The organism is Sphingobacterium corticis (assembly GCF_042684745.1).
Classification (GTDB): Bacteria; Bacteroidota; Bacteroidia; order Sphingobacteriales; family Sphingobacteriaceae; genus Sphingobacterium; species Sphingobacterium corticis.
In genome coordinates, this window is record NZ_JBHUMA010000006.1 from 1,551,195 (window position 1) to 1,577,006 (window position 25,812).

The window sequence follows — 25,812 nt, forward strand, 5'->3', positions numbered from 1 at the left end:
CAATTTTTATTATTTCTAAATAGTTTATTATGCATGCATAGTAATATAGGATTTAATATATTTGTGAATACTGATTATAAAACGATGATAGCTCAATTTCTATTTGCGATATTATTAGTTGCGGCGGGAGTGATCTTTTTCAAGAATGCGTCAAAGATTTATCGAAATATTCGATTAGGTAAGTCAGTAGATCGCTTTGACTCGCCTTCGGAACGTTTAAAAACAATGCTATTGGTCGCGTTTGGACAAAAGAAGATGTTCAAACGTCCGATTCCTGCATTGCTGCATTTATTAGTTTATTTGGGTTTCGTCATCATCAACATCGAAATGTTGGAGATTGTAATAGATGGTGTAGCAGGAACCCATCGTATTTTTGCATTTCTCGGAGGTTTCTATGATTTTCTAATAGCGAGTTTTGAAGTTCTAGCGTTCTTAGTCTTGGCCTCTTGTGCGATCTTCCTCGTCCGCAGAAATATCTTACGTTTAAAACGTTTAAATCAAAAGGAATTAGACAATTGGCCACGTACAGATGCTAACCTTATTTTGGCAGCTGAAATCTTATTAATGGCTGCATTTCTTTTTATGAATGCAGCAGATTTCAAATTACAACAATTAGGCGCACCACATTACACCGCGGCAGGAAGTTTTCCAATCAGTCAATATTTAACGACAATGCTTCCTGAAAATATCGACACGTTGATGATGATGGAAAGATTCTTTTGGTGGTTTCATATCATCGGTGTTCTTGCTTTTCTAAACTATTTGCCTGTTTCTAAACATTTGCATATCCTCTTGGCATTCCCCAACACCTATTTTAGCAATCTAAAAAAGAAAGGTCAGTTCGAGAATATGAGCAGCGTAACGGCGGAAGTGCGCGCGATGCTGGATCCATCGTTACCTCCACCGGACGCCGAAGTAAGTCGATTTGGCGTGAAGGATGTACACGATTTGACTTGGAAAAACTTGCTGGATGCATACACATGTACAGAGTGCGGACGTTGTACCGCGTCTTGTCCAGCGAACGCGACCGGAAAATTGCTTTCTCCACGCAAAATAATGATGGATACACGCGATAGATTGAGTGACGTAGGTAAGAATATAGACGCGAACAAAGGTACTTTCGTGGATGATGGAAAGTCGTTGATCGACAACCACATTACTCGTGAGGAAATTTGGGCTTGTACCACATGTAACGCTTGCGTAGAAGCCTGCCCTGTCAACATCGATCCTTTACAAATTATCATGGGACTTCGCCAATATGCTATTATGGAAGAATCGAAAGGTCCGGCGAGCATCAATAATATGTTGGGCAACTTAGAAAACAACGGTGCACCTTGGAAATACGCGCAAGCAGATCGCGCAAATTGGACGAACTCGTAACTAAACATCTCATGGAAAATCAATTTCATATTCCTACTGCAGCAGAATTATTGGCTAAAGGCGAATCGCCCGATTTACTTTTCTGGGTAGGTTGCGCCGGAAGTTTCGATGAGCGCGCACAACGTATCACAAAAGATATTTGTAAAATCCTTCACCACGTAGGTATTAAATATGCCATTCTAGGAACGGAAGAAAGCTGTACGGGTGATCCTGCAAAGAGAGCCGGCAACGAATTTCTTTTTCAAATGCAGGCAATGATGAACATTCAGGTGCTGGATGGTTACGAAATTAAAAAAATCGTTACTGCATGTCCGCATTGTTTCAACACGATAAAAAATGAATACCCGGAGTTGGGTGGAAATTATGAAGTTATTCATCACACGCAACTTATCCAATCGTTGATCGATGAAGGAAAGCTGAAGCCAAACGACGGACATGCTTTCAAAGGGAAAAAAATTACTTATCACGACCCATGTTATTTAGGAAGAGCCAATGAGGTTTACGAAGCGCCACGGAAAGTATTGGAAACGCTGGATACAGATCTTGTTGAGCTGAAACGCTGTAAAAGCAATGGATTATGTTGTGGTGCTGGCGGCGCACAAATGTTCAAAGAGCCTGAGCCGGGCAAGAAGGATGTCAACATAGAGCGTATTGAAGATGTCATTGAATCCAAAGCAGATATCGTTGCTGCCGCATGTCCATTCTGCATGACCATGCTGCGCGATGGTGTAAAAATCAAAGAAAAGGAAGATAGCATACAAGTTTTAGACATCGCAGAAGTCACTGTAAAGGCGAATAATATATAGCGTACACGTTACTAGAAAAAAAGCGCATCAGGTCGGATTGATTATTGAAATTATCGCGTAGTTTTGTACAGCAATTTATTTCAGATCAATCCGGCTGTGAACAATCGATATACGCCTTCCCCCCTCCCCGATTTACGTGAAACGCACGCAATACGGATCATCATTACGCTAATAATTGTACTATTCACCCTAGTTTCAGCAAATGCACAGGAACGGGATGACAGAGCTACTATCGTAAATTTCAAAGGCATTCAATTTATGAGTCCGGACAGTTTGTTTTACACCAACTTTCGATTCCGGATGCAAAATAGGTTAAAGTACACCAACATCTTAGACAACGAACGAAACAACGAATGGGAAGCACGTGTTCGTCGTTTACGTCTACGTATGGATGGATATATTTACACACCACGCATATCATACAGTGTGCAGTTAGCTTTTACTCGTGGCGATCAGGATTTTGATGATACCGGGGTTCCAAACATAGTACGAGATGCTGTCGTTTTTTATAACGTTTCTGAAGATTTTTATATTTCATTCGGACAAAACAAATTGCCGGGTAACCGCCAACGTGTAAACTCTTCTGGGCAATTGCAATTTGCAGAGCGGTCGTTAGTCAACGCAGCATTTAATATAGATCGAGATTTCAACCTTACTATGCACCTCAATAAATATGTCGGTAGCATGCCTGTGCACGCTAAATTTGCTGTATCTACGGGAGAAGGACGTGTTGCTGTTACTACGGATGATGGACTAGCTTACACGGGTCGTTTAGAGTTTTTACCATTAGGCGATTTTACCAACGATGGGGACTACTCCGAGGGCGATTTAGAGCGGGAAGAAACGCCAAAGATTTCTATTGCGGCAGGTTATAGTTACAATGATCGAACTACGCGATCAGGCGGGCAAATTGGAAAAAGCGTAACCAATCCACTTACCTTAAAAACGGCTTATGCTGATTTTATGTTCAAATATGCGGGATGGGCATATATGGCAGAATACATGCAACGTGATGTAGATAATCCATTTACTTTCTTGGTAAGTGACCCTACGATAGCTGTACATGCATATAAAGGCTGGGGAGTTAACCAGCAGCTCTCCTATTTACTCAATCATGGTTACGAAATTGCTAGCCGTTATACTTATCTAAAGCCGAACAAGCAGTTGTTATCTGTCGAAAGACAAACAGAAGTGATGGAGTTAGGGTTAACGAAATATTTCAAGGCACATCGCCTAAAATTCCAAGCTAATGCATCCTATTTATTCCGCGATGGCGTTTTAAATAACTCCAATAAAAAAGGCACCTGGGGAGGTACCTTTCAAGTGGAGTTAGGTATCTAACATTCAAGTTGTTGTTCCGTCGAATTCGCTTTTTCCATCGTTGGAATAGCTAGTTTTAGTTTACGTAAATCGTCCGAAGCTGGGGATTCAAACACTTCTAGATCGAAGAATTTAATCGCTGCGAATAGGTGATCAAAAATATCGGCCATAGCATCCTCATAAAATCCCCATCCGGTCCCATCCGTAAACATATATAGCTCGAGTGGCAGCCCAATTTCTGTTGGAGCCAGCTGACGAACCATAATGGTGGAGTTTTTTTGGATCAACGGGTGCGCTTTCGCATATTCGGAAAGATAAGCTCTAAAAAGTCCAACATTTGTCATCCGACGTCCGTTTACCAATACGTCTCCATTATCTGATAAAAACTCAGCATTGTAATTATCTATTTCTTCTTGACGCTGATCTATAAAATCATGTAGCAAACGGATCTTTCTAAATTCAGCAATTTCATGGTGTTCGACATAACGGATAGACGATATTTTGATATTTACGGCACGTTTAATTCGGCGACCTCCAGATTGTTGCATTCCGCGATAATTCGTAAAAGATTCAGTAAGCAAAGTGTGCGTCGGGATAGTAACGACCGTACGATCGAAATTTCGGATACGTATGTTATTTAAATTGATTTGTAATACGTCGCCATCCGCATTGTATTTTTTCATTTCGATCCAATCTCCTACGCGTACAGAATCGTTCGCAGAAACCTGAATACTGGCTACAAAACCCAAAATGGTATCCTTAAACACCAACATTAATATGGCTGATGCAGCGCCCATAGAGATTAAGAAATCGCTTGGCGATTTACCCGTCAACACCGTAAATAAGATAGTTCCGCCAATGAAATACAATACAATTTGCACGACCTGCAAATAGCTGTCTAATGGCTTATCTACAAAACCCGGTTTGTGTTCCAACATATCGCGACCCGTTTTGAACATCGCATTGATAAAACGCAATGTTACAAATGCGATCAACAGGTTTAGCGTAGCTTCCAAAAAGGACATCGTTTCTGGAAATCCCTTAAAAACTAATGGTAAAAATGCTTGGGTAATCATAAGCAAGATTAGCAAACTTAAATTCGAAAAGAATTTGTTGGCAATAAGTCGCTCATTTAAGTTCTTTTTGGATCGACTCATGACTGAGGAAAACACTTTGATAATTATGTTCCGAACGATGTAGTCGACCAATACTAAAACAATTCCCGTAGCAAGCAGTAAAGCCGCTGTCGTAAGAATGTGGGTAAGTTGAGCATTGAATTGCAGCTGAGCGAGCTGTTGATAGGTCGTGTTGTAGATTTGTGTGTTGACATGTTCATCAACCAAAAATTTCTCCATGGGATCTCTCATCCTACAAAAGTAGGAATACATCTTTGGAACACATAAAAAACCCCGTACTGATTCGAAAACGAATGCTGTACGGGGTTTTTACTATTATGAGATGATTAGATTTCTAATCCATTCCGACTTCTTCCGAACTTTCCTTTGCCGGCGCTTTGTCAATCAAATCCATAAACTGATCCAGTTTAGGTGTTATGATGATTTGTGTACGACGGTTGCGTGCTTTTCCTTGCGCTGTATTATTATCAGCGATTGGGTTATATTCACCACGACCACCGGCAGTTAAGCGCTTCGGATCAACACCATAAGTTTGCTGTAAGGCTTGAACCACAGAAGATGCTCTCAACGCACTTAAATCCCAATTGTTACGAATATTTTTCTGCGTAATCGGATCTGGGTCGGTATTACCTTCGATCAAGACATCGTAATCACGGTAATCCTGAATGATTTTTGCAATTTTACTCAAAGTCGCTCCTGCTTTGTCCGAAATCTCATAGCTGCCAGAGCGATAAAGCATATTATCCGCTAGAGAAATATATACGACACCTTTCAATACCTGCACATCCACATCCTGCATTTCTTCGCGACTCAATGAGCGTGTTATGCGATTTGTAAGCACCATATTAAGTGAATCGCTTTTGTTTTTGGTATTAACTAAGTGTTGGATATAGCGATTGGATGCGTTAATCTCGTCAACCAATTTCGAAATATTGACATTTCCTTGCGTATTTTGGCTGATACTGTTATCCAACGTACCTTGCAATCTTGCAAGTGCTTCTTTCAACGAAGCGTTGTTGCGTCTTTCCGATTCCAGTTGATCTTCCAAACTTTTCACGCGCGAACGCGATTCAGCCAACTCTACTTGGCTTTGTTGAAAACGTTCTCCTAAACTGCGATGCTCGGCCTCCAAGGCTCGATGTACCTTTTTGCTAACGCCACAAGCGCTGAAAAGCATCGTACCGATGACTACAAGCGCAAATGACCAAATCGTATATTTTTTCATCATTTAAATTATTTGTAACACTAAGTTATATACTTAGATCGTGCCAAAATCTCAAAAAATCTTAAAATTTAAAGCTACTTTGCTGTACGTTAGACCGACGTACGCGGACTTTTTACCGACAATCCAAGGTCATTCACCTAAAAACTATCGCAAACATCTGCCTCATCTACTAGTTTTGAATAAAGAATTAAGAACATTAAATAGAAGATATCATGTCATTAAAAGAAACATTTAGCATCAACGGAGAGCAGCTTTTGAAAAAGATCAAGGATCTTATTGCAGAAGGTAACGTGCGCAAAATCACGATTTCGGACAAAAACAACAAAGAAATTGTCAGTTTTCCGGTTACTATCGGTGTCGTTGGAATTGTTTTAGCTCCAATTTTTGCTGCTGTAGGAACGCTGGCAGCGATTTTAACCGAATGTAAGATTACGGTAGAACGTAATGAAACACCTGAAGAAACGCCGACAACTCCGACTGATTCGGAAATCCCGGCTCCATACAATCCGGAGGAACCAAAGCTGTAAGAAATTGACAGCAATCAGAGAAAAGCTCGCATCAGATAATGTGAGCTTTTCTTATTTTCGTATTTGCTAGATGGAAACGACGCTTTACATAAAAAATATGGTTTGCAACCGCTGTATTATGGCGGTAGAAGATCAGATGCGCCGATGGGAATTACCTGTCACGCACATCGTGTTGGGAGAAGTTTCCACGAATGCTCCGATCGATGATCGATTACGCGAAACGATAAAAGCGGATTTAGACAAACTTGGATTTGAGTTGATTGACGATAAGCGAAAACAAGTTGTTGAACGGGTCAAAACGGCCATTATTGAATTGATCTATCAGCAAGATTTTGATCAGCGTGAAAATCTTTCGACTTGGCTCCAAGAGAAAGTAAAACAGGATTATCATCAGCTATCGATATGGTTTTCGGAACTCGAATCAACCACCATTGAGAAGTATTTCATTGCCCAGAAGATAGAACGTGTTAAAGAGCTTTTGCACTACGAAGAATTGACGTTGACGGAAATTGCAGACCAATTGCATTATTCCAGCGTTGCTTACCTAAGCAATCAATTTAAAAAAGTGACCGGATATACGCCGTCGGCCTATAAATCGTCCGCGGATAAGCGACGCCAACCTTTGGATAAGGTGAAATCTTACAAGAAATAATCCGAATAGTGTAAGACGTTCATCGACAATACTGCCGACCTTTGATCTATCAAATCAAATCCGGCAAAAACGATGGCACAAGCAACTACTTCTTCCGATACAACCGTTCATTTAGAAAACTGGCAATCCAGTTCTAATGCGGAGCAAGCTTTTCGAAAAGCGTTGCAGGAAGCGCAATTGCCAACAACCTTTCAAATCTCGACGTCAAATTTGATAATTAATGGCGTGGACAAGGAAGAGCTGCGCAAAATCATTCAGCTGACGAAAGATTTAGGATACGCACCGCGCGTTAAAAAACGTGAAATTCCAGTGCTAGAAATGAGCTGTGCATCCTGCGCCGGCAGCGTGCAAAGCATGCTTTCTGTTCAAAATGGTGTATTGCATGCATCCGTTAATTTCGCCAACACCACCGCGCAAATTGAATACCTTCCTGATACGGTGCGAGAAGATGCATTGCGTTCGGCAGTTCAATCTATTGGTTTCGATCTAGCCATCGAACCGGAAGAATCCTCCGAAGAAAATAAGGCGATCCGACAGCAAGAACATTACCACAAGATAAAACGTAAAACTATTTTAGCACTCGCTCTAGCTGCTCCTGTATTTGTATTTGGTATGTTCTTCATGCATGCTCCGTATGCCAATTGGATTATGTTTGCCTTTACCACACCCATTGTATTTTGGGTCGGTAGCGATTTCTTTGTACACGCATGGAAGCAAGCGCAGCATCGTTCGGTCAACATGGACACATTGGTGGCATTAAGCACTGGAATTGCCTATTTGTTCAGCGTCTTTACCTTAATATTCCCACACGTTTGGACATCAAACGGCTTGGAAGCACATATATATTTCGAAGCATCAGCGGTTATCATTGCCTTTGTTTTGTTGGGAAAATTATTGGAGGAACGCGCGAAAAACCGCACCTCCGATGCAATCAACCAACTAATCGGCATGCAACCGAAAACGGTAATCCGCGTCGATCAAGAAGGTCAGCAAACGGAAATAGAAATTCACGATGTGTTGATTGGAGATTTGCTATTGGTGCGGCCCGGCGAAAAAATTGCGGTAGACGGTGCCGTCGTTCATGGTTCATCGTATGTTGACGAAAGCATGTTAAGCGGAGAATCCGTCCCCGTAAGCAAATCAAAAGACCACAAGGTATATGCTGGAACGGTAAATCAGAAAGGCAGTTTTCAATTTCGGGCAGAGAAGATTGGGAAAGAAACCATTCTTGCTCAAATAATTACTTTGGTGAAAGAAGCTCAAGGCAGTCGTGCTCCCGTTCAAAATTTGGTCGACAAGGTGGCCTCGATCTTCGTACCGATTGTACTGGCGATTGCGACAATCAGCATGATCATTTGGTGGTTCTTTGGAGGTGACAACTCATTGACGCAGGGCATTATGGCGTTCGTTACGGTGCTTGTGATCGCTTGTCCTTGCGCTTTAGGATTGGCGACACCAACGGCCATCATGGTGGGCGTTGGCCGCGGAGCACAAGCAGGAATTTTGATAAAAGATGCGGAAAGCATTGAGCGCACGAAGGATTTAGATGTTATTGTATTAGACAAAACGGGAACGCTAACTCAGGGAAATCCGCAAGTTACGGACAGCTGGTGGGCGAATGAAGACGCTACGTTGAACGACGAAAAGATGGAAACAAAACAAGCTGTTCTTTACGCGATGGAACGCTTGTCGGAACATCCACTGGCCTCTGCCGTTATGGAAGCTTGGCCACAGCAAAACACATTACATCTTACTAATTTCGAAAGTATTACTGGGAAAGGAATTGTAGCCACCTATCAGGAAAAAAGTTATGCTGTTGGAAACCAAAAATTAATGTTGGCACAAAATGCTGTCATTTCAGATGAAATGCAACAACGCGCAAATACCTTTACCGAGCAAGCCAAAACCGTCATTTGGTTTGCGGAGGACTACAATGTTTTGGCCATCATTGCAATTGCTGATCCGATCAAATCGACGACACCGGCCGCGATTGAACATTTACATAAAATGGGTATCAAAACGCTGATGTTGACGGGCGATAACGCGGCAACGGCTGCAGCTATTGCGAGACAAGCCGGCATTGATGATTTTGAATCTGAAATGTTGCCAGAAGACAAAACAAATTACATTAAACGATTGCAGGCAGAAGGCGAGGTGGTCGGTATGGTGGGCGACGGTATCAACGACAGCGCCGCGCTAGCGCAAGCAGATGTGAGCATGGCGATGGGTAAAGGAAGCGATATTGCGATGGATGTAGCCAAGATGACTATCATATCTTCTGATTTGATGAAGATTCCGGTGGCCATACGTTTATCGAAGGTAACTGTTCAAACAATTAAACAAAACTTGTTTTGGGCATTTATATACAATATTATTGGCATTCCGATTGCCGCAGGTATTCTGTATCCTTCGTTTGGCTTTCTTTTAAGCCCGATGATCGCGAGTGCAGCCATGGCGATGAGCAGCGTTTCGGTGGTGTCCAATAGCCTGCGATTAAAATGGAGAAAATTAGTTTAACAAAGCAAATTATATCATGGAAAATAACGTATTGAAATTCAAGACAAGCATTAATTGTGGTAACTGCATTAAAGCGGTAACGCCATTTTTGGATCAAGTAAATGGCATCCAATCTTGGGAAGTGGACACGAACAATCCCGATAAAATTTTATCGGTAACCAGCGAAGGCGCAACGCACGATGAAGTTATTGCAGCAGTAAAACAAGCTGGTTTTGATGTAGATCCCGTTTAAAAAGCGACTGCTATTTTACAACACGGCCGACGATTCTGCAGAATCGTCGGCCGTGTTTATGTTTAAAAAAATAGCGATTATTTTAGCAGTTGGATTAAATTGCTTACTCGAGTTTCAAATTCCAGTAGCTCTTTATTTTGAGATAGAATGAAACTATTGTCCGATAATTTTCCGACAACGGCTTCCATTTCTTCATCAGAATTATAAAGCATTTTACGGAATTCACTTTCGTAATCTTTCGCGCGAGTGCGCTCAATCTCATCGCGAATCCATCGTTTCGTATCTAATGCTTCATCCAACAATTCGCGGATAAAAGCATCATCCCACTCGGAAGTCGGTTTTCCGACCAATTCTTGTAAGGAAGCGATACTGTGAACAAATTTTTCATCTAAGTAAGCTCTGCTCAACTGATGATAGCGTTCATGCACATCAACCCAAGAATCTAAATTTGTCGCTTTCACATCTTCAATCAATTGCTGCAAATCTTCACCAGGAATCAGCTGACTACCAACGTTCACGAATTGCTTCCGAGAAAATATTTCTGTTTTCAAGCGATCACGTAACTGATCGATCGATTGCTCTTCGATGAATCCTAAAATTTGTGTCGTTGCGTAATAACGAATTAATCGCTTGAATAGCAGATAAACCTGCTTCGGCTTTTTCAAAACGACTTTTCTTCGAGAATTCTCCACATTCTGCAACAGAATATCATCCTGAAAATCAGATTCAACATTCCAAAATGCGATTTTAGCATCAGTTGCCAACAAATCGACGGCATGTTCAATTTCTTGGAATGTATTGAACATTTCGTTCACGGTATCCGGCGCAATCACATCATATTCGAAATACTGATTTTTCAGCTTTCGATTATCGCGTGCGGTAAACTTGCTGGTATTACGCATCAGCGCATACATATTATATAGAAACCAATATCCCGGAATAATTACCAAACGATCATTCTTGACATCATTGCTAATCAACGAAAAAGGGATGCGGATATCCAACTCGTGCAGGAAATCGCCTTTAACGATCAGGGAATAGGAGGCGAAACGAGAATTGTGTTTCAAACTAACGCACAAGCCCGGCCAAAAACCTCTTCCAGCCATTAATTCACCATCTGCTGCGCGGGAATTGTGATTAGAACCCACCGTCGCTCCCGCCGCCATGTTGCTTTGCCCCATAATCAACGAGGCACACAAAAACGAATTATTGTGGTGTTGCTCATGCGCAGGAAACAACAAGGAATTCAACACCTCACAACAAGAAATGGTAGAATTATCTCCTAAAAAGGAGTTGATCAAACGCGCACCATATTTCAACTGCGAGAAGGACGAAAGAATAAATCGTACCGCTTTGACACCATAAAAAATACGGCAACCATAACCGACAATTCCATTCACCAATTCGCAACCTTCACCAATCTGCGTATATGCGGAAGCGATGGAATTTACGGTGACATTTTTGATTTTATTGACACCCTTGATGTACGCGTCCGAACCGATTTGTACATTTTTTATGGTGTGACAATTTTTAATTACCGTTCGCTCCCCGATTACGCTGTAATAACCACGTTTCGACGAGAAATGCTGATCTGTAATTTCGTGCAAACGACGCTGAAGATCTGCATCATTGCGATAGCGCGTCCACAAATACACATCACCCGCCTGCATACCATTAAATGGCAACACAGAACGTCCGCCATTTTCGTTACATAGCTCCAGATAAATCCGACTTTCTGGATCATCCCCATCTTTCAGCACGCCATTTCCAAACTTCGCGTTGGAACTGGTTTCCATCTCGTTCACGTTGGACAAAATCACTTCGTTGCTGACAATATAATGTGCCATGTAGCGCACGTGATGAATGGCGCAGTAATCTCCGATATCCGAGCTGATAATTTGGGAATGATAAATACCGGAAGCCAAACGCAAATCGCGGTATTCCACATAAATTTCATCCATCTTCCCGATTCGCACCAATCCATGAAATTTGGAATGGCGAATCTGATCCGGGATAAATCCCGCTTTGCTGACATACACGTCCGACCAGTTGGTCGATTCATTTCCCAACGAAATCAACAGTTCAATTTCTTCCGCTGTCAGCGGTCGGAAATGATCTGATGTTACGGGATTCTGCTGAAAGCGTAAGTAATATTCATTTTCGCCTTCGGGCAAATATTCCGACGGCACGAAATCATATCCCAACGAGCGAAGTGGTCTTTTATTGATATATCCCATAAGCAGTTATTCGACGGTCACGGATTTGGCTAAGTTACGTGGTTGATCCACATCCAAACCGCGTTCTACGCCGATGTAATACGCTAAAAGTTGCAAAGGAATCGCTGCCAATAATGGTGCAATTACTTCATCACAACTTGGTACCACCATCAAATCGTCCGCTAAATCGCCAACACGTTGATCGCCTTCACTAACAATGGCAATGATCTTTCCTTTTCGAGCTTTAATTTCCTGAATGTTACTCACAATTTTTTCGTGATAACTATCTTTTGTCGCTACGAAAATAACCGGCAATGTTTCATCAACCAGCGCAATCGGGCCATGTTTCATTTCTGCAGCCGGATAGCCCTCTGCATGGATATATGAAATTTCCTTCAACTTCAACGCGCCCTCTAACGCCGTCGGAAAATTATATCCGCGACCTAAATAAAGTACATCGTTTGCATCCGCGTATTTCTTGGCAATTCGTTTAATTTCTTCCACTTGATTATCCAAAATCCACTGTACTTTCTCCGGAACCGCATCAAGCTGCTGAATGAAGTAAGTAAATTTTTGATCGTCGATCGTACCTTTGATCTTTGCAATTTTCAACGCGATCAATTGCAACACTGCCAATTGTGCTGTGTACGCTTTGGTACTCGCTACACCGATTTCTGGACCAGCATGTGTGTATGATCCTGCATCCGACAAACGAGCGATGGAAGAACCAACCACATTCACCAATCCATAGATCGTAGCGCCTTGTTGTTTTGCATTTTCCAATGCAACCAAGGTATCCGCTGTTTCTCCACTTTGTGAAACCGCAATAATGACGTCTTCATTGGAAATAATCGGATTGCGATAACGGAACTCCGACGCATATTCTACTTCTACATTGATGCGGCAAAGTTCTTCGATCACATATTCGGCCACCAAAGCAGCATGCCAACTTGTTCCACATGCCACGATGATAATCCGACGTGCAGATTGAATTTTATCAGCAATTGCATCAATTCCACTTAACGTAATTTGATTCTTTTGCGCATCCATACGTCCGCGCAGCGAATCAAAAATTGTTTGAGGTTGTTCGAAAATTTCCTTCAACATGAAATGATCGTAGCCGTTTTTTTCAATCGCAGCCAACTCCAAATCCAATTTCTGTACGAATGGTGTGATGACCTCGTTTCCAAGATTTTTCAAGATCAATTCGTCGGGTTTAACTATCGCTAATTCATAGTCGTTGATGTAAACCACTTCTTTTGTATGCGCCAACATAGGTGAAGCATCCGACCCAAGAAAATGTTCATTTTGACCAATTCCGATTACTAAAGGGCTACCTTTACGCGCTGCGATGATGGTATCTGGATGCGCTTGATCGATCAATAGAATAACGTAAGCTCCCGTTACGCGCTTCAACGCGATACGAATCGCTTCTTCCAGTGAACATTCATTTTTGATCTGGATATCTTCAATGAAATTTAGCAATACTTCCGAATCGGTATCACTTTTGAATTCATAGCCATCCTTCAACAATTCATTTTTTAGTTGCGCATAATTCTCGATAATTCCATTGTGAATCATCGCAATGCGACCCGATTTTGAAAGATGTGGATGCGCATTGCGATCCGAAGGCTCCCCGTGCGTTGCCCAACGCGTATGTCCAATACCGGTGTGCGAAGCAACATCGCTCACGCCGACATGCTCTTCTAGCTTCGCCACTTTTCCTTCTTTCTTAAAAACGGAAACACCTTTATTCTGAAGCAGAGCAACGCCAGCACTATCGTAACCGCGGTACTCTAATTTTTTTAAACCATCTATTAAGATTGGGTAAGCCTGCTTACCTCCAGTATAACCAACTATTCCACACATACGTTGTGATGTAAAATTTAATTTTTGTTTTCAAACAGTAGAAAAACCGTTCGAATATATCAATAATAATAGACTTTGAAAGTGGCAAGAAGTACATTTTTGCCTTACCAAAGAAATGCGAAAGTCCGCGTTAACGATAACGCGGACTTTCTAAAAATTTTAAAAATTCGACTAAAACGTATTAGTTTAATTCAAACTTATATCCTACGCCTTTTACCGTGGTTACATAGGTTTCTCCTATCTTTTCGCGTAGTTTACGGATGTGAACGTCGATTGTACGATTAGTAACAACCACGGAATCTTCCCAAATCGCTTTTAAGATCTGCTCTCTTGTAAATACTTTATTCGGCTTAGATGCTAACAGATAAAGTAATTCAAATTCCTTCTTCGCTAAAACAAATTTCTCTTCCCCACGAAACACCAAAAAAGAATCTCTGTCGATAACTAAATCCATAATTTCCAATTTGTCCGATTGTTCGTCGTGCGCATCGCTTGCATTTCTACGTAGGATGGCGTTAATACGACTCATCAGTGCTCGCGGTTTAATCGGTTTAGCGATGTAATCATCTGCCCCGACATGGAATCCTGCAATTTCGGAGTATTCTTCGCTACGCGCTGTTAAGAAGATCACAAATGTATTTTTGAATTCCGGCATGGAACGCATTAAGCGGCAAGCTTCGATGCCGTCCATTTCTGGCATCATAACATCCAATATGATTAAATCCGGATATACTTCTTTAGCTACACGAATTGCTTCCTTACCGTTGTTTGCATTGAATACTTGAAAACCTTCTTTGGTCAGGTTGTAGGAAATGATGTCAACTATATCTTGCTCATCATCTACGACTAATATTTTCGGCTTGGGGTTAATCATACTCGTTTTTTTATGCTAAAGTATGTACTTAATGGTAAGATAAAGTTACACAAATGTTATGATATTGTTAACCCGCGAAAGATATAATAATATCTTAGCAATATTAATTTAAGGTTTTCTTAAGAAAATCTTCAAGCGCTTGTCCGCGTAAGTTCTTCGCGATAATCTTTCCTTCCGGATTGATTATGTAAGATGTAGGGATAGCGCGAATGCGATAATCTATAATTAAATGCGAACTCCATGCTTTTAAATCCGAAATATTGGTCCAAGTCAAACCATCCGTTTCGATAGCGCGCATCCATGATCCCGGATTATCGTCTAAGGACACTCCTAGCACTTCAAACCCTTTATCCTTAAACGCTGCATACTGCTTTACAATATTTGGATTCTCTTCGCGACAAGGCATGCACCAAGAAGCCCAAAAATCGATCAGTGTATATTTCCCGTTGTAATCACTTAGTTTTACCAATTTATTGTTCGGCGTGTACGCTTCGAATTCCGGCGCAGGCTGACCAATCGCTAGCTTACGCAATTTGTCTACTTCCGCTTTAAACTCCGTAACGTAACGATTATCCGCAAACTGGTCTTTTATCTGATCGCCGTAACTAATTAGTTCTGCTTCGGCGGTTTCCGGTTCCAGCGTGCTCATCGCGTAAAATCCTGCCAAATTTGGATGCTTGCCCGCAAACGCTACCGCTTCCTGAATATAGTTTTTCATATACGGCTCAAACTGTTGCAACATTTCGCTTCGTAAGTTTTGGATTTCTTCCGAAGATTTATCTACTGTCGCTTTGCTAAACACTGATTGCAGCGAATCCTGCACAAATTCGATTTTGCGTTTCGCAGGCGCGAAACTTTTCAACGATTCTGAAAGTTCGGATCCATTTACCTCATATTGCTCAGGTTGCTGCAAATTCGTGGTAAACTTGACAGGCTGTCCTGGTTCTAAAATAATCGGATAACGATTTTTGCCGGCAGCTAGGGTTAGCAATCGAGGTTGGCTACTTCCGCGCTCAAAGCGGAAACGGTTGCCGTCCGCAATAAATACAGAATCCAATTTCCGTTCGCCTTCGTAGAAAGAGATCACCTTGATATTCCCCGGATTCTCAATGGTTCCGGAAATGGAGATTTGCTCTTTAGAATCACATGCTTGCAAAAAGATAAAACTAACAAGCAATGCCAACGGCACAAAAAAACTATAGTTTCTCATGTTATTTTACAAATTCACGAGCGCGTTCTAAAGCGCGCGTAATACCTTCCACATCTTTTCCTCCGGCAGTTGCAAAGAACGGCTGTCCACCGCCACCGCCTTTTACTTCTTTTGCTAATTCTCGAATGATCGCTCCGGCATTCCAACCTTTTGCTTTCGCAAGATTATCAGCGATCATCACCAACAAAAATGGCTTATCGTCGATCACCGTCGCCAAAACCAAGAAAAGATTATTGATTTCATCGCGAAGTGCGTAGGCCAATCCCTTCACCGCATCCGCATTAGGAATATCTACGCGAGCAGCTAAATATTGTGCTTCATCAATCGATTCAACTTGCGCTAGCAAGTCTTTTTTCAAAGCCAATGAACGCTCTGTGATGGCTTGCTGCACTTCTTTTTTCAAAGCGCCATTTTCATCGATCATCTTCGATAACGCACCAACGAAATCTTTCGGATTATGCAACAATTCTTTAAGGCTATTCACCATCTCGAATTGCGTATTAATCAATTCAGCAGAACGCGTTCCTGTAACCGCTTCAATACGTCGAACGCCCGCAGCAACGGCCGATTCGCTGGTTATTTTGAAGAATCCGATTTGCCCAGTAGCACGAACGTGCGTACCGCCGCAAAGCTCTTTTGAAAATACATCATCAAACGTAATGACGCGCACATGATCGCCGTATTTCTCTCCAAATAATGCCGTGACTCCAGAATCCAATGCCTTTTGATAAGGAACATCGCGTTCTTCTTTCAAAGGAATATTTTCACGGATTTTAGCATTTACGATATCTTCTACCTGACGAATTTCTTCTGCCGTCACTTTAGAAAAATGAGCAATATCGAAACGAAGTACATCCGGTGAAACCAAAGAGCCTTTTTGCTGTACGTGCGATCCTAAAACTTCGCGTAAGGCAGCATGTAGCAAATGCGTAGCAGAGTGATTTGCTTCCGAGTCCTTCCGTTTTTGCACATCTACTCTGGCAGAGAATATTCCCTCCAACGATGCAGGTAACTCATCCACAAAGTGAACAATTAGCGCATTTTCTTTTTTCGTGTTGACAATTTTGATTTCTTCTCCTGATTCCGAATGAATCAACAAGCCGCTATCCCCAACTTGACCACCACCTTCGGCGTAGAAAGGCGTAACATCCAAAATCAGTTGATATTGATCCTTGCCTTTTGCGGTCACTTTTCTGTATTTGGTAATTTGCGCTTCCGCGGACAGACGATCGTATCCAACAAATTCGGTTTGAACGTAATCTTGTAGAATTACCCAATCCGACATATCTAAGGTTGTCGCAGCGCGAGATCTTTCTTTCTGTTTGTTCAGCGCCGTTTGGAAACCATCCATATCTACGACCATTCCTTTTTCGCGTGCCAACAATTCTGTCAAATCGATTGGGAAACCGTATGTATCAAACAATTCGAATGCGAAATCGCCATCAATTTGTTTTCCATCAGCGGCGTAAGCTTCGAAACGTTGAATTCCTGTGGTAAGCGTTCTCAGAAACGACACTTCCTCTTCCAAAACCACCTTTTGCACAAATGCTTCCTGATCAATTAATACATCAAACACTCCTTTAAATTGTTGTGCCAACAACGGCACCAACTCGTTCAAGAATGGTTCTTTAAATCCTAAGAATGTATATGCATAACGTACCGCGCGACGTAAAATTCGACGAATAACGTATCCCGCTTTATTGTTCGACGGCAATTGTCCATCCGCAATCGTAAAACTGACTGCGCGCACGTGATCCGCCAAAACGCGCATGGCAATATCCGTTTGCTCGGATTGTCCGTATGGAATTCCAGAACGCTCCGACGTGAATTTGATTAATGGCTGGAAAACATCGGTATCATAATTCGAAACTTTACCTTGAATAGCGCGAACTAAACGTTCGAATCCCATTCCCGTATCTACGTGTTTCGCTGGCAAAGATTCCAATACACCAGATTTCAGACGGTTGTACTGCATGAAAACCAAGTTCCAAATTTCGATCACTTGCGGATCATCTTGATTGACCAAATCGCTGCCTGCTACCTCAGCACGTTCCGCATTTGGGCGCATATCATAATGGATTTCTGAACACGGACCACATGGACCGGTATCTCCCATTTCCCAAAAATTATCTTTCTTATTCCCAAGGAGAATGCGATCTTCAGCAATGAAGGCTTTCCAAAGATCATACGCTTCAGTATCCTTCGCTAAGCCATCGCGTTCGTCGCCCTCAAAAATAGTGACATATAGCCGATCCACATCCAGCTTATACACTTCAGTCAACAATTCCCAAGCCCAAGCTATCGCTTCTTTCTTAAAATAGTCGCCGAACGACCAATTTCCCAACATCTCGAAAAGCGTGTGGTGGTAGGTATCGATCCCCACCTCTTCCAAATCGTTATGCTTTCCTGAAACACGCAAACAGCGTTGGCTATCGGTCGCGCGCAAGTAGCTGGCCGCTTTTTCTCCCAAAAACAGTTCTTTAAATTGGTTCATACCCGCATTGGTAAACATCAACGTTGGATCGTTTTTTACCACAACTGGCGCAGATGGTACAATTTGGTGTCCTTTATCTTTGAAAAAGCCTAGGAATGCTTCGCGAATCTCTCTACTTGTCATTTGAAAATCAGCCTAAAATTTGAAGAGCAAATTTAGGGATTATAGATGATTAAACGAGGAAATGGCGCAGGAATTGATAGAACAAATGAAATTTATACCTATATTTAGCAGAACGAAGATACGAGAGCAACAATAACTATGCGAAATACCATTCTGGTTCCTACCGACTTTTCTCCGAACTCCCTTAGCGCCATACAATACGCATCCCATTTAGCTCAAAAAAGAAACTATGGGGTTCATTTATTGCATTACTATACGAGCACAACCGCAACATTTGCAAACGAAGGAAATAACGAAGACTTGCTGGAAGATAATAGCCTTCTGAAAGCGGATTTGATGATGCGCGATCTGAAGCAACAACTAAAAGGATCGTTTGATCAGGTTGTTTTCACTTCCAATTGCGTTCGCGGTTTGTTAAATGAGAAATTACCGAGCGAAGCAGCAGAACCACAATATGCACTTATTATTCTCGGGGCAACCGGAGCATCCGCTAAAAAATCCTACTATTACGGCAGTAACACGGTAGCGATTACTGCTAGTTCGCCGATTCCGGTGATTGCTGTTCCGGCGGGACATGAGACTTGCGCTTTCGACCGTGTTTCCTTACTAACAAAGTTTAAATCGGAAGAACTGGAAACGTTACGCACCTTTATTGACGTAGTTGGCAAACCAAATAAACTTTCTCTAACCCATGTTTACCGCGAGGAAAATGATGTGGACGAAACGAATGAATTATTGGAATCGTGGGCGTTCAATATTCGAGAAATGAATTTGCTTCAGGAAGTAAATATTGATTGTGCTCCTATCTCTAAAACGGACATAAACTTGGATACCGTTCCCGAAGTGGTTAATAGCTTAATTAAAGAACGTAATCCGGATTTGATATTAGTAACGAAAACTAGAAAGTCGTTTTTCGAAAGATTGTTCAGCACATCGGTTTCCAAGGCAATTGCCTTAGAACTAACAAAGCCTGCGTTTTTCGATCGCGTAGTGGAAGATTAAAGTAAGAAATTCTTTCTTCTTCTGATTAGAATCGGCTAAGAACCAATTCGATAGCCTGCTCAATAACTTGCTGTGGGTTTTCGCTGAATCGCGCATCAACACGACTAGCTAAAATAGCATTAATCGATATCGCGCGATGTCCAAACATATTGGAAAGCGCGTAAATTCCGGCCGTCTCCATCTCCAAACTAGTAATATGTCGACCTTCGATGTCTAATCGACTCGCCACATCGACAAATTGCGGAGCAGTATCTTGGGTTCGCACCTTCCGACCTTGCGGACCATAAAAACCTGGCGCCGTTACGGTAATGCCTTTCGGCAAATCGAATGCAAATTTATTTAAAAGCGAATCATCCGCTTTTCCAACATACGGCCGAATGTCAAATTCCGAAAACGCATCGGTTATGATATCTCGAATTTCCTCTTCTTCCGCAGTATACGACTTCTTATAAAATTGCATTAACGCATCAAACCCAACACCAAATTCGCTCGCCATCACCTGACCGATTTCTATATCCTGACGCATTGAACCGCTGGTTCCAATACGAATAATATCGACCGATTTTACATCGGATTTAAGCATTCGGGTTGCTAGATCAATATTAAACAAAGCATCAATCTCGTTGATAACGATATCAATATTATCCGTCCCGATTCCGGTAGAAACAACTGAAATACGCTGTCCATTCAAATAACCGGTATGCGTAATGAATTCGCGTTTTCCTTTCTTCGTTTCTATTTTATCAAAATATCGGGATACCAACGGGACACGCTCTTGATCGCCAACAAAAATAATTTGCTCGGCAATATCTTCCGGAAGAAGATTGAGATGGTAGACGCTACCATCTTGATTCAATATTAACTCAGAATCGTTGATCATATCGTTCTAATATAATGTAGCGTGGTACTATCCACTTTCTCCAGTCGACCAATAACAGCATTGACCTGCATTTTTCGAATAGCGACGCGAATAGTACAATCGTTATCAAATTGCTGATCTTGAATAGCAATATTTTCTTCTTTAATGATACGCATAATGTCGTTCATCTGCAAATAAGGAAACCGCACCTCATATACATCGTCACTCGTTTTTTCGACAATATCCGCTTGCGATAAGGCTTCCTGCGTGGCCGATTTATAGGCATTGATTAACCCGGGAACGCCCAGCAATGTTCCACCGAAATAGCGCACTACAACGACCAACGTATTGGTTACATCGAGCGAAAGCAAAACATTTAAAATTGGTCGACCTGCCGTGCCTGAAGGTTCTCCATCATCATTGATGCGAAAAACGGATCGATCCGCTGTCAAACGATATGCCCAGCAATGGTGCCGCGCCTTTGGATGTAGCGTTTTCAAGGATTGTATAATATCCTTAAGCTCACTTTCATCCGTAAATGGATACGCGTATGCGATAAATTTACTTCCCTTATCTCTAAAAATTCCTTCGTGCGATGCTTCGATCGTACGGTATGTATCATCAAACAAACTCACAGATATGCAATCATTAATACGGAAACTACTGCCAGCAAAATACCAACTACATTAAGCAAAGACAAACGTTCCCTAAATAACCAAACGCCAATTAGCGCTCCTAAACCAATCACGCCAATATTCATTCCGGTAAACACGACAGACGGACTATCAGAAAGTATGCGATGTGCTTTCATGTAAAACAATATGTTCCCAAAATTTAAAACACCTAATAACAACCCCGCTCCCATCGCTTTACTAGAAAACACTTTTCTTTTACTCACCAACTGCGTGACCAAAATAATAGCTGAAAGCGTCATTGCACCGAGAAACATAAAAAACATTGAGGTGGTGTAAGCGACCGTTTTCTCCAAGGCTACTAGCTTGTACAAAATATCGACTGTTCCGTAACCGACGAAAATCGTTAAGGGGAAAAGCCACCTTTTCCATCCATCGGTAACAGAGCCAACTTCTTTCTGCCAACCAATCAAGCAGGCAATTGCAGCGAATCCGACAGCGATTCCCAACGACCTCATCACGGAGAACTGCTCGCGAAACAACCAAACCGCCGCTAAAAGTGAGATGACCAACGATAAGCGTTGCGCAACTTCTGTTTGCACTAACCCCGCGTATCGCAGTGAATTCGACAACAGAAGAAACAAGGTCGGCAACAAGACAGCCATCGGGAGATAAATCACCCACGGCAATTCGGAGAAGTGGATATTAGCGAGATCGGGCGTAAAAATAAAATACGTCAAGCAGATCGCTACCGGATAATTCCAAACGATCATCTGCCAAGTATCTAATCCTATTTTTCGTGCGTACTTCAACAAAACCGCAACCGAAACAGAACATAAAACGCTAATTAGTACAAAATGCATGAGGACACAAAACTAACAAAGATTATGACAGCCTCTAAAATCTCGGAACGATAAGCAAAGAAATAAAAACAGATTTACAACTTATTTTTCACAATAAAAAAAGCCAAAAAAAACATCAATTTTAAACCAAAAAATCAACATAAATTAATGGGCTTAAAATCATAAACAAAAAAAACACAATAAGCTATTTATCAATTTATTAACAAATATACAATGAAAAATATATGAAATAATAGGGTTATTAAAAGGTAAAATATCACATAAAAACTAATACAAATCAGGTTAAAAAACACTTAAAAAAACCGCAAAAAATAAACGTATTTTTACTAAAAAATTAAAAAAATATTTTGTGATAATAAATTTTAGTTCTACTTTTGGAAACAGAACGAGACAGATGAACAGATTTTTTACACATACGTATTTTAGCTTCTTTTATTATCACGAATAAAGGCGGGATACTGTTGTGTACATACTATAACGAAAAGTAAACAGAGGTCCCGAACAAAAATCGGGGCCTTTTTTTATGCTATTACAAATAATGGAAAGCGAAAAATTAAAAATTGCTATACAGGGAGTTAAAGGCTCATTTCACGAGGAAGCTGCATACAAATATTTCGGTCAGGATATCGAAACATTAGAATGCGAATCTTTCAAAAGAACCTGCGAATTGCTGAAACTAGGGAAAGCAGACTACGTGGTGATGGCCATTGAAAATTCCATTGCCGGAAGCATTTTACCGAATTACAACTTACTAAGAGATTATCGCTTCCATATTTTAGGCGAAGTGCATCTGCATATTCAACAACACCTTCTCGCACTTCCGGGCACGAAGTTGTCGGATATTAAGTTTGTAGAATCTCACCCAATCGCGATCAGACAATGTGACGAATTCCTTAGCGAGCACCCGGAATGGATTGTTAAAGAAGGTATGGATACGGCATCTTCCGCGCAAGCTATTGTTTCGGAAAAGTTGACAAACACCGCAGCGATTGCAGGTGAAGCGGCCGCCAAAATTTATGGATTAGATATTATTGAGCGCCGCATTGAAACGAACAAAAAGAATGCAACGCGATTCCTTATTCTGTCCAATGATGTGGTGGAGCAAAAGAATGCTAACAAAGCATCGCTTTCCTTCCAAACTGGAAATGCGGTTGGCTCACTAGCAATTATTTTACAATGCTTTGCGGAGCAAAACGTAAATCTTAGTAAAATTCAATCTATGCCGGTTGTCGGCAAACGCAATGAGTACGATTTCTACGTGGATGTAGAATGGAAGAAACAATCGGATTATGACGCTGCTATCCGCAAAGTGCTTAAGCATTCCGTGAATTTCAATATCATGGGCGAATACGTGAAGAACGAGAAAGTATAATAAAAACAGATTAGAAAAAAATAAAATATAAATAAACGATGAAACATTCATTAGACATCTTACCGCTTAGTTCATGGATTGATACAGGCGACAAACCTTTGGTAATTGCTGGACCTTGTAGTGCTGAAACAGAAGAGCAAGTCGTTTCCACAGCTCATCTATTGGCAAACACCGGAAAAGTGCACGTGTTGCGCGCAGGTATTTGGAAGCCACGTACTCGTCCCGGAGAATTCGAGGGAATTGGAAGCATTGGTTTAGAGTGGTTGAAACGCGCTAAAGCAGAAACGGGATTGCCTACGGCGACGGAAGTTGCTACGGCAAAACACGTAGAAGAGGCATTAGCAGCAGGTGTTGACGTGCTTTGGATTGGCGCGCGCTCCACAGCAAATCCATTCACCGTGCAAGAAATTGCAGATGCATTACAAGGTGTGGATGTTCCGGTAATCGTTAAAAATCCAGTTAACCCTGATCTTTCGTTGTGGATCGGTGCATTGGAGCGCGTAAACCGTGCCGGCATCAAAAAGTTAGCTGCTATTCACCGCGGATTTTCTTCTTTCGAGAAAACGGCATTCCGTAACGAACCAATGTGGGACATCGCGATTCAATTAAAAACGATCGCTCCAGAATTACCGATCATCAATGATCCAAGTCACATCTGCGGAAACCGCGAATTGATTCCTTACATCACGCAAAAAGCGTTGGATATGGATATGCAAGGATTGATCATCGAATCGCACATTGATCCATCAATAGCTTGGACAGATGCAAAACAACAGTTAACTCCAGGTGCTTTATCGGATATGTTGGGCAACATCGCCGTTCGTCAGGCAGAGTCGAACAATCCGGCATTCGAGGATAAGCTTTCTGAGCTTCGCGAAAACATCGATAAACTAGATAATGATATCATCAAAATGATCGGTGATCGCATGAAAATTGCTGAGCAAATCGGCGAATACAAACGCGATAATAACGTGACTATTTTGCAAGTGAATCGTTGGGATGAAATCGTTCAAAAACGTGTTCAATTGGCAAAAGCATTAAATATCGGTGAAGATTTCGCCGTAAAATACTTAGAATTATTGCACAACGAATCTATTCGTAAGCAAAACGAAGTAATGAATAGCAAAACTATTGCAGAAGCATAATGAGCGATAAAACATCCATTGTTCTATCGCATCCGACGAAGCAAGTAGGTGGCACGGTAAAGCTTACGGGTTCTAAATCCGAAAGCAACCGTGCACTTATCATACAAGCTTTGAGCAAAGGTTCTGTTCAGGTAGCCAACCTTTCGGAAGCGGCGGACACAGTAACGATGAACAAAGCTGTTCAACTTGCTGATTCGGGCGAAAATTCGGCGCAGCCAACTACGATTGATATTGGCCCGGCAGGCACAGCTATGCGTTTTCTGACTTCTTATTTGAATTTGGCGAAAGGCACGTTCGAGTTAACTGGAAGCGCGCGTATGCAAGAACGGCCGATCAAACTGTTGGTGGATGCTTTGCAAAAGTTAGGCGCGAATATCAAGTACCTTGGAAAGGACGGCTATCCGCCGTTGCAGATTGAAGGGCCGATGTCGCAAATAGCAGATTCAGTTGCTATTCCCGGCGACATCAGCAGTCAATACATTTCATCATTATTGCTTGCTGCACCAGCGTTGGAAAAGGGATTGAGCTTACATATTGAAGGCGAATTGACGTCCAAACCTTATGTTAGCATGACCTTGGATATGCTTCGCGAATCAGGCATTAGTTATGAGTGGAACGAGCAAACCATTCGAATTCCTTCGCAAAATTTCGGAGACACTACGTTATATGTAGAACCGGATTGGAGCGCTGCTTCCTATTGGTATTCCATCGTTGCGCTATCGCAGGAAGGTTCTTTGTTTCTGCCCGGATTGAAGAAAAGCAGTTTGCAAGGCGATATTGCTATTGCCAATATTATGACGCGCTTTGGCGTGCACACCACTTTTCAGGAGGACGGTGTCTTGTTGCAAAAAGAATTGGTAACCAACGAACCCATTTTCTTGGATCTGAAAGAATGTCCGGATTTGGCACAAACGATTGTAGTCGTTGCTGCTGCGTTGAAAATCGATGTAACCTTTACAGGTTTGGAAACCTTAAAGATCAAAGAAACGGATCGAATCGCTGCTCTTCAGGCAGAAATTGGCAAATTTGGATGCGATTTAGTAGAAGATAACGAAATCTATCACTTAAAAACGTCGGAAGCTTTTGTTCCGGAAAAACTGGAGATTGCCACCTACGAAGATCATCGTATGGCGATGGCATTCGCACCTTTGGCGCTAGTATTTCCGCAAGTTACCATACTAGAACCGAGCGTAGTAGAAAAATCTTACCCCGATTTCTGGCTAAACCTAGAACAACAGCATTTTAATATCAAATAGTATCGAGCAGGAAATTTTGATTCCCAATTTTTCGTATTCGGCCAAGAAATCACGATAATACCATAAATTATTCGGCATCAAAAGCACTGTTTTTGATGCTGA

The 25,812-nt window shown here is 41.7% G+C and carries 21 protein-coding genes; 11 read left to right on the forward strand and 10 right to left on the reverse strand.

Going from position 1 to position 25,812, the window contains the following annotated elements:
- Positions 1–84: 84 nt before the first annotated feature.
- The 3 genes from ACFSQ3_RS12625 (at position 85) to ACFSQ3_RS12635 (ending at position 3,527) form a co-directional block, all read left to right on the forward strand.
- A complete protein-coding gene (locus ACFSQ3_RS12625; protein ID WP_380869910.1) occupies positions 85–1,380 on the forward strand; it encodes a 4Fe-4S dicluster domain-containing protein in 1,296 nt (431 codons plus the stop codon).
- Positions 1,381–1,391: 11 nt separating this feature from the next.
- Positions 1,392–2,186: a (Fe-S)-binding protein gene (locus ACFSQ3_RS12630; protein WP_380869911.1), complete on the forward strand. Its 795-nt coding sequence runs from the start codon at positions 1,392–1,394 to the stop codon at positions 2,184–2,186.
- 63 nt (positions 2,187–2,249) lie between these two features.
- The gene (locus tag ACFSQ3_RS12635; RefSeq protein ID WP_380869912.1) at positions 2,250–3,527 is read left to right on the forward strand and encodes a porin; all 1,278 of its coding nucleotides are present in this window, start codon (positions 2,250–2,252) and stop codon (positions 3,525–3,527) included.
- Here the strand turns inward: ACFSQ3_RS12635 and ACFSQ3_RS12640 are convergent.
- Both ACFSQ3_RS12640 and ACFSQ3_RS12645 read right to left on the reverse strand, forming a co-directional pair.
- Positions 3,524–4,873, reverse strand: coding sequence for a mechanosensitive ion channel family protein (locus tag ACFSQ3_RS12640; RefSeq protein WP_380869913.1), 1,350 nt, complete (start codon positions 4,871–4,873; stop codon positions 3,524–3,526). The genes ACFSQ3_RS12635 and ACFSQ3_RS12640 overlap by 4 nt on opposite strands.
- A 103-nt stretch (positions 4,874–4,976) precedes the next feature.
- Positions 4,977–5,867, reverse strand: a complete 891-nt coding sequence (locus ACFSQ3_RS12645) for an OmpA family protein (RefSeq protein WP_380870037.1) — start codon at positions 5,865–5,867, stop codon at positions 4,977–4,979.
- Positions 5,868–6,079: 212 nt separating this feature from the next.
- On the opposite strand from ACFSQ3_RS12645, the gene ACFSQ3_RS12650 reads away from it, so the two are divergent.
- The 4 genes from ACFSQ3_RS12650 to ACFSQ3_RS12665 all read left to right on the forward strand — a co-directional run bounded on the left by ACFSQ3_RS12650 (position 6,080) and on the right by ACFSQ3_RS12665 (position 9,795).
- On the forward strand, positions 6,080–6,394 hold the full coding sequence (locus ACFSQ3_RS12650; protein ID WP_380869914.1) for a DUF4342 domain-containing protein: 315 nt from the start codon (positions 6,080–6,082) through the stop codon (positions 6,392–6,394).
- Between the two features lie 118 nt (positions 6,395–6,512).
- A complete protein-coding gene (locus tag ACFSQ3_RS12655) occupies positions 6,513–7,046 on the forward strand; it encodes a helix-turn-helix domain-containing protein (RefSeq protein WP_380869915.1) in 534 nt (177 codons plus the stop codon).
- Positions 7,047–7,118: 72 nt separating this feature from the next.
- The gene (locus ACFSQ3_RS12660) at positions 7,119–9,563 is read left to right on the forward strand and encodes a heavy metal translocating P-type ATPase (RefSeq protein ID WP_380869916.1); all 2,445 of its coding nucleotides are present in this window, start codon (positions 7,119–7,121) and stop codon (positions 9,561–9,563) included.
- Between the two features lie 16 nt (positions 9,564–9,579).
- Entirely contained in the window at positions 9,580–9,795 is a 216-nt protein-coding gene (locus ACFSQ3_RS12665) for a heavy-metal-associated domain-containing protein (RefSeq protein WP_380869917.1), read from the forward strand.
- Positions 9,796–9,872: 77 nt separating this feature from the next.
- Here the strand turns inward: ACFSQ3_RS12665 and ACFSQ3_RS12670 are convergent, their stop codons facing one another.
- The 5 genes from ACFSQ3_RS12670 to alaS all read right to left on the reverse strand — a co-directional run bounded on the left by ACFSQ3_RS12670 (position 9,873) and on the right by alaS (position 18,581).
- The gene (locus ACFSQ3_RS12670; RefSeq protein WP_380869918.1) at positions 9,873–12,032 is read right to left on the reverse strand and encodes a DUF4954 family protein; all 2,160 of its coding nucleotides are present in this window, start codon (positions 12,030–12,032) and stop codon (positions 9,873–9,875) included.
- 6 nt (positions 12,033–12,038) lie between these two features.
- Positions 12,039–13,880, reverse strand: a complete 1,842-nt coding sequence (glmS, locus tag ACFSQ3_RS12675) for a glutamine--fructose-6-phosphate transaminase (isomerizing) (RefSeq protein WP_380869919.1) — start codon at positions 13,878–13,880, stop codon at positions 12,039–12,041.
- A gap of 181 nt (positions 13,881–14,061) precedes the next feature.
- Positions 14,062–14,754: a response regulator transcription factor gene (locus ACFSQ3_RS12680; RefSeq protein ID WP_380869920.1), complete on the reverse strand. Its 693-nt coding sequence runs from the start codon at positions 14,752–14,754 to the stop codon at positions 14,062–14,064.
- 103 nt (positions 14,755–14,857) lie between these two features.
- On the reverse strand, positions 14,858–15,964 hold the full coding sequence (locus ACFSQ3_RS12685) for a TlpA family protein disulfide reductase (RefSeq protein ID WP_380869921.1): 1,107 nt from the start codon (positions 15,962–15,964) through the stop codon (positions 14,858–14,860).
- Position 15,965: 1 nt separating this feature from the next.
- The gene (gene alaS, locus ACFSQ3_RS12690; protein WP_380869922.1) at positions 15,966–18,581 is read right to left on the reverse strand and encodes an alanine--tRNA ligase; all 2,616 of its coding nucleotides are present in this window, start codon (positions 18,579–18,581) and stop codon (positions 15,966–15,968) included.
- A 138-nt stretch (positions 18,582–18,719) separates the two neighbouring features.
- Between alaS and ACFSQ3_RS12695 the strand changes: the two genes are divergently transcribed.
- Positions 18,720–19,583 (forward strand): universal stress protein, encoded by an 864-nt coding sequence (locus ACFSQ3_RS12695; protein ID WP_380869923.1) that lies wholly within the window; start codon positions 18,720–18,722, stop codon positions 19,581–19,583.
- A gap of 25 nt (positions 19,584–19,608) precedes the next feature.
- On the opposite strand, the gene ACFSQ3_RS12700 is transcribed toward ACFSQ3_RS12695, so the two are convergent.
- The 3 genes from ACFSQ3_RS12700 to ACFSQ3_RS12710 are packed head-to-tail and all read right to left on the reverse strand — an operon-like array spanning position 19,609 to position 21,937.
- Positions 19,609–20,463: a nucleoside phosphorylase gene (locus ACFSQ3_RS12700; RefSeq protein WP_380869924.1), complete on the reverse strand. Its 855-nt coding sequence runs from the start codon at positions 20,461–20,463 to the stop codon at positions 19,609–19,611.
- Positions 20,460–21,077 carry an IMPACT family protein gene (locus ACFSQ3_RS12705; RefSeq protein ID WP_380869925.1) on the reverse strand — a complete coding sequence of 206 codons (618 nt, stop codon included), beginning with the start codon at positions 21,075–21,077 and terminating at the stop codon, positions 20,460–20,462. Before ACFSQ3_RS12705 ends, ACFSQ3_RS12700 begins: the two co-directional genes overlap by 4 nt.
- Positions 21,074–21,937: an EamA family transporter gene (locus tag ACFSQ3_RS12710; protein WP_380869926.1), complete on the reverse strand. Its 864-nt coding sequence runs from the start codon at positions 21,935–21,937 to the stop codon at positions 21,074–21,076. Before ACFSQ3_RS12710 ends, ACFSQ3_RS12705 begins: the two co-directional genes overlap by 4 nt.
- A gap of 538 nt (positions 21,938–22,475) precedes the next feature.
- Between ACFSQ3_RS12710 and ACFSQ3_RS12715 the strand changes: the two genes are divergently transcribed.
- The 3 genes from ACFSQ3_RS12715 to aroA are packed head-to-tail and all read left to right on the forward strand — an operon-like array spanning position 22,476 to position 25,710.
- Complete coding sequence (locus ACFSQ3_RS12715; protein ID WP_380869927.1) at positions 22,476–23,309, forward strand: prephenate dehydratase; 834 nt, start codon at positions 22,476–22,478, stop codon at positions 23,307–23,309.
- A 38-nt stretch (positions 23,310–23,347) separates the two neighbouring features.
- Positions 23,348–24,454: a chorismate mutase gene (locus ACFSQ3_RS12720; RefSeq protein ID WP_380869928.1), complete on the forward strand. Its 1,107-nt coding sequence runs from the start codon at positions 23,348–23,350 to the stop codon at positions 24,452–24,454.
- Positions 24,454–25,710 carry a 3-phosphoshikimate 1-carboxyvinyltransferase gene (aroA, locus tag ACFSQ3_RS12725; protein WP_380869929.1) on the forward strand — a complete coding sequence of 419 codons (1,257 nt, stop codon included), beginning with the start codon at positions 24,454–24,456 and terminating at the stop codon, positions 25,708–25,710. The genes ACFSQ3_RS12720 and aroA overlap by 1 nt, the downstream gene beginning before the upstream one ends.
- The last annotated feature ends 102 nt before the right edge of the window (positions 25,711–25,812 follow it).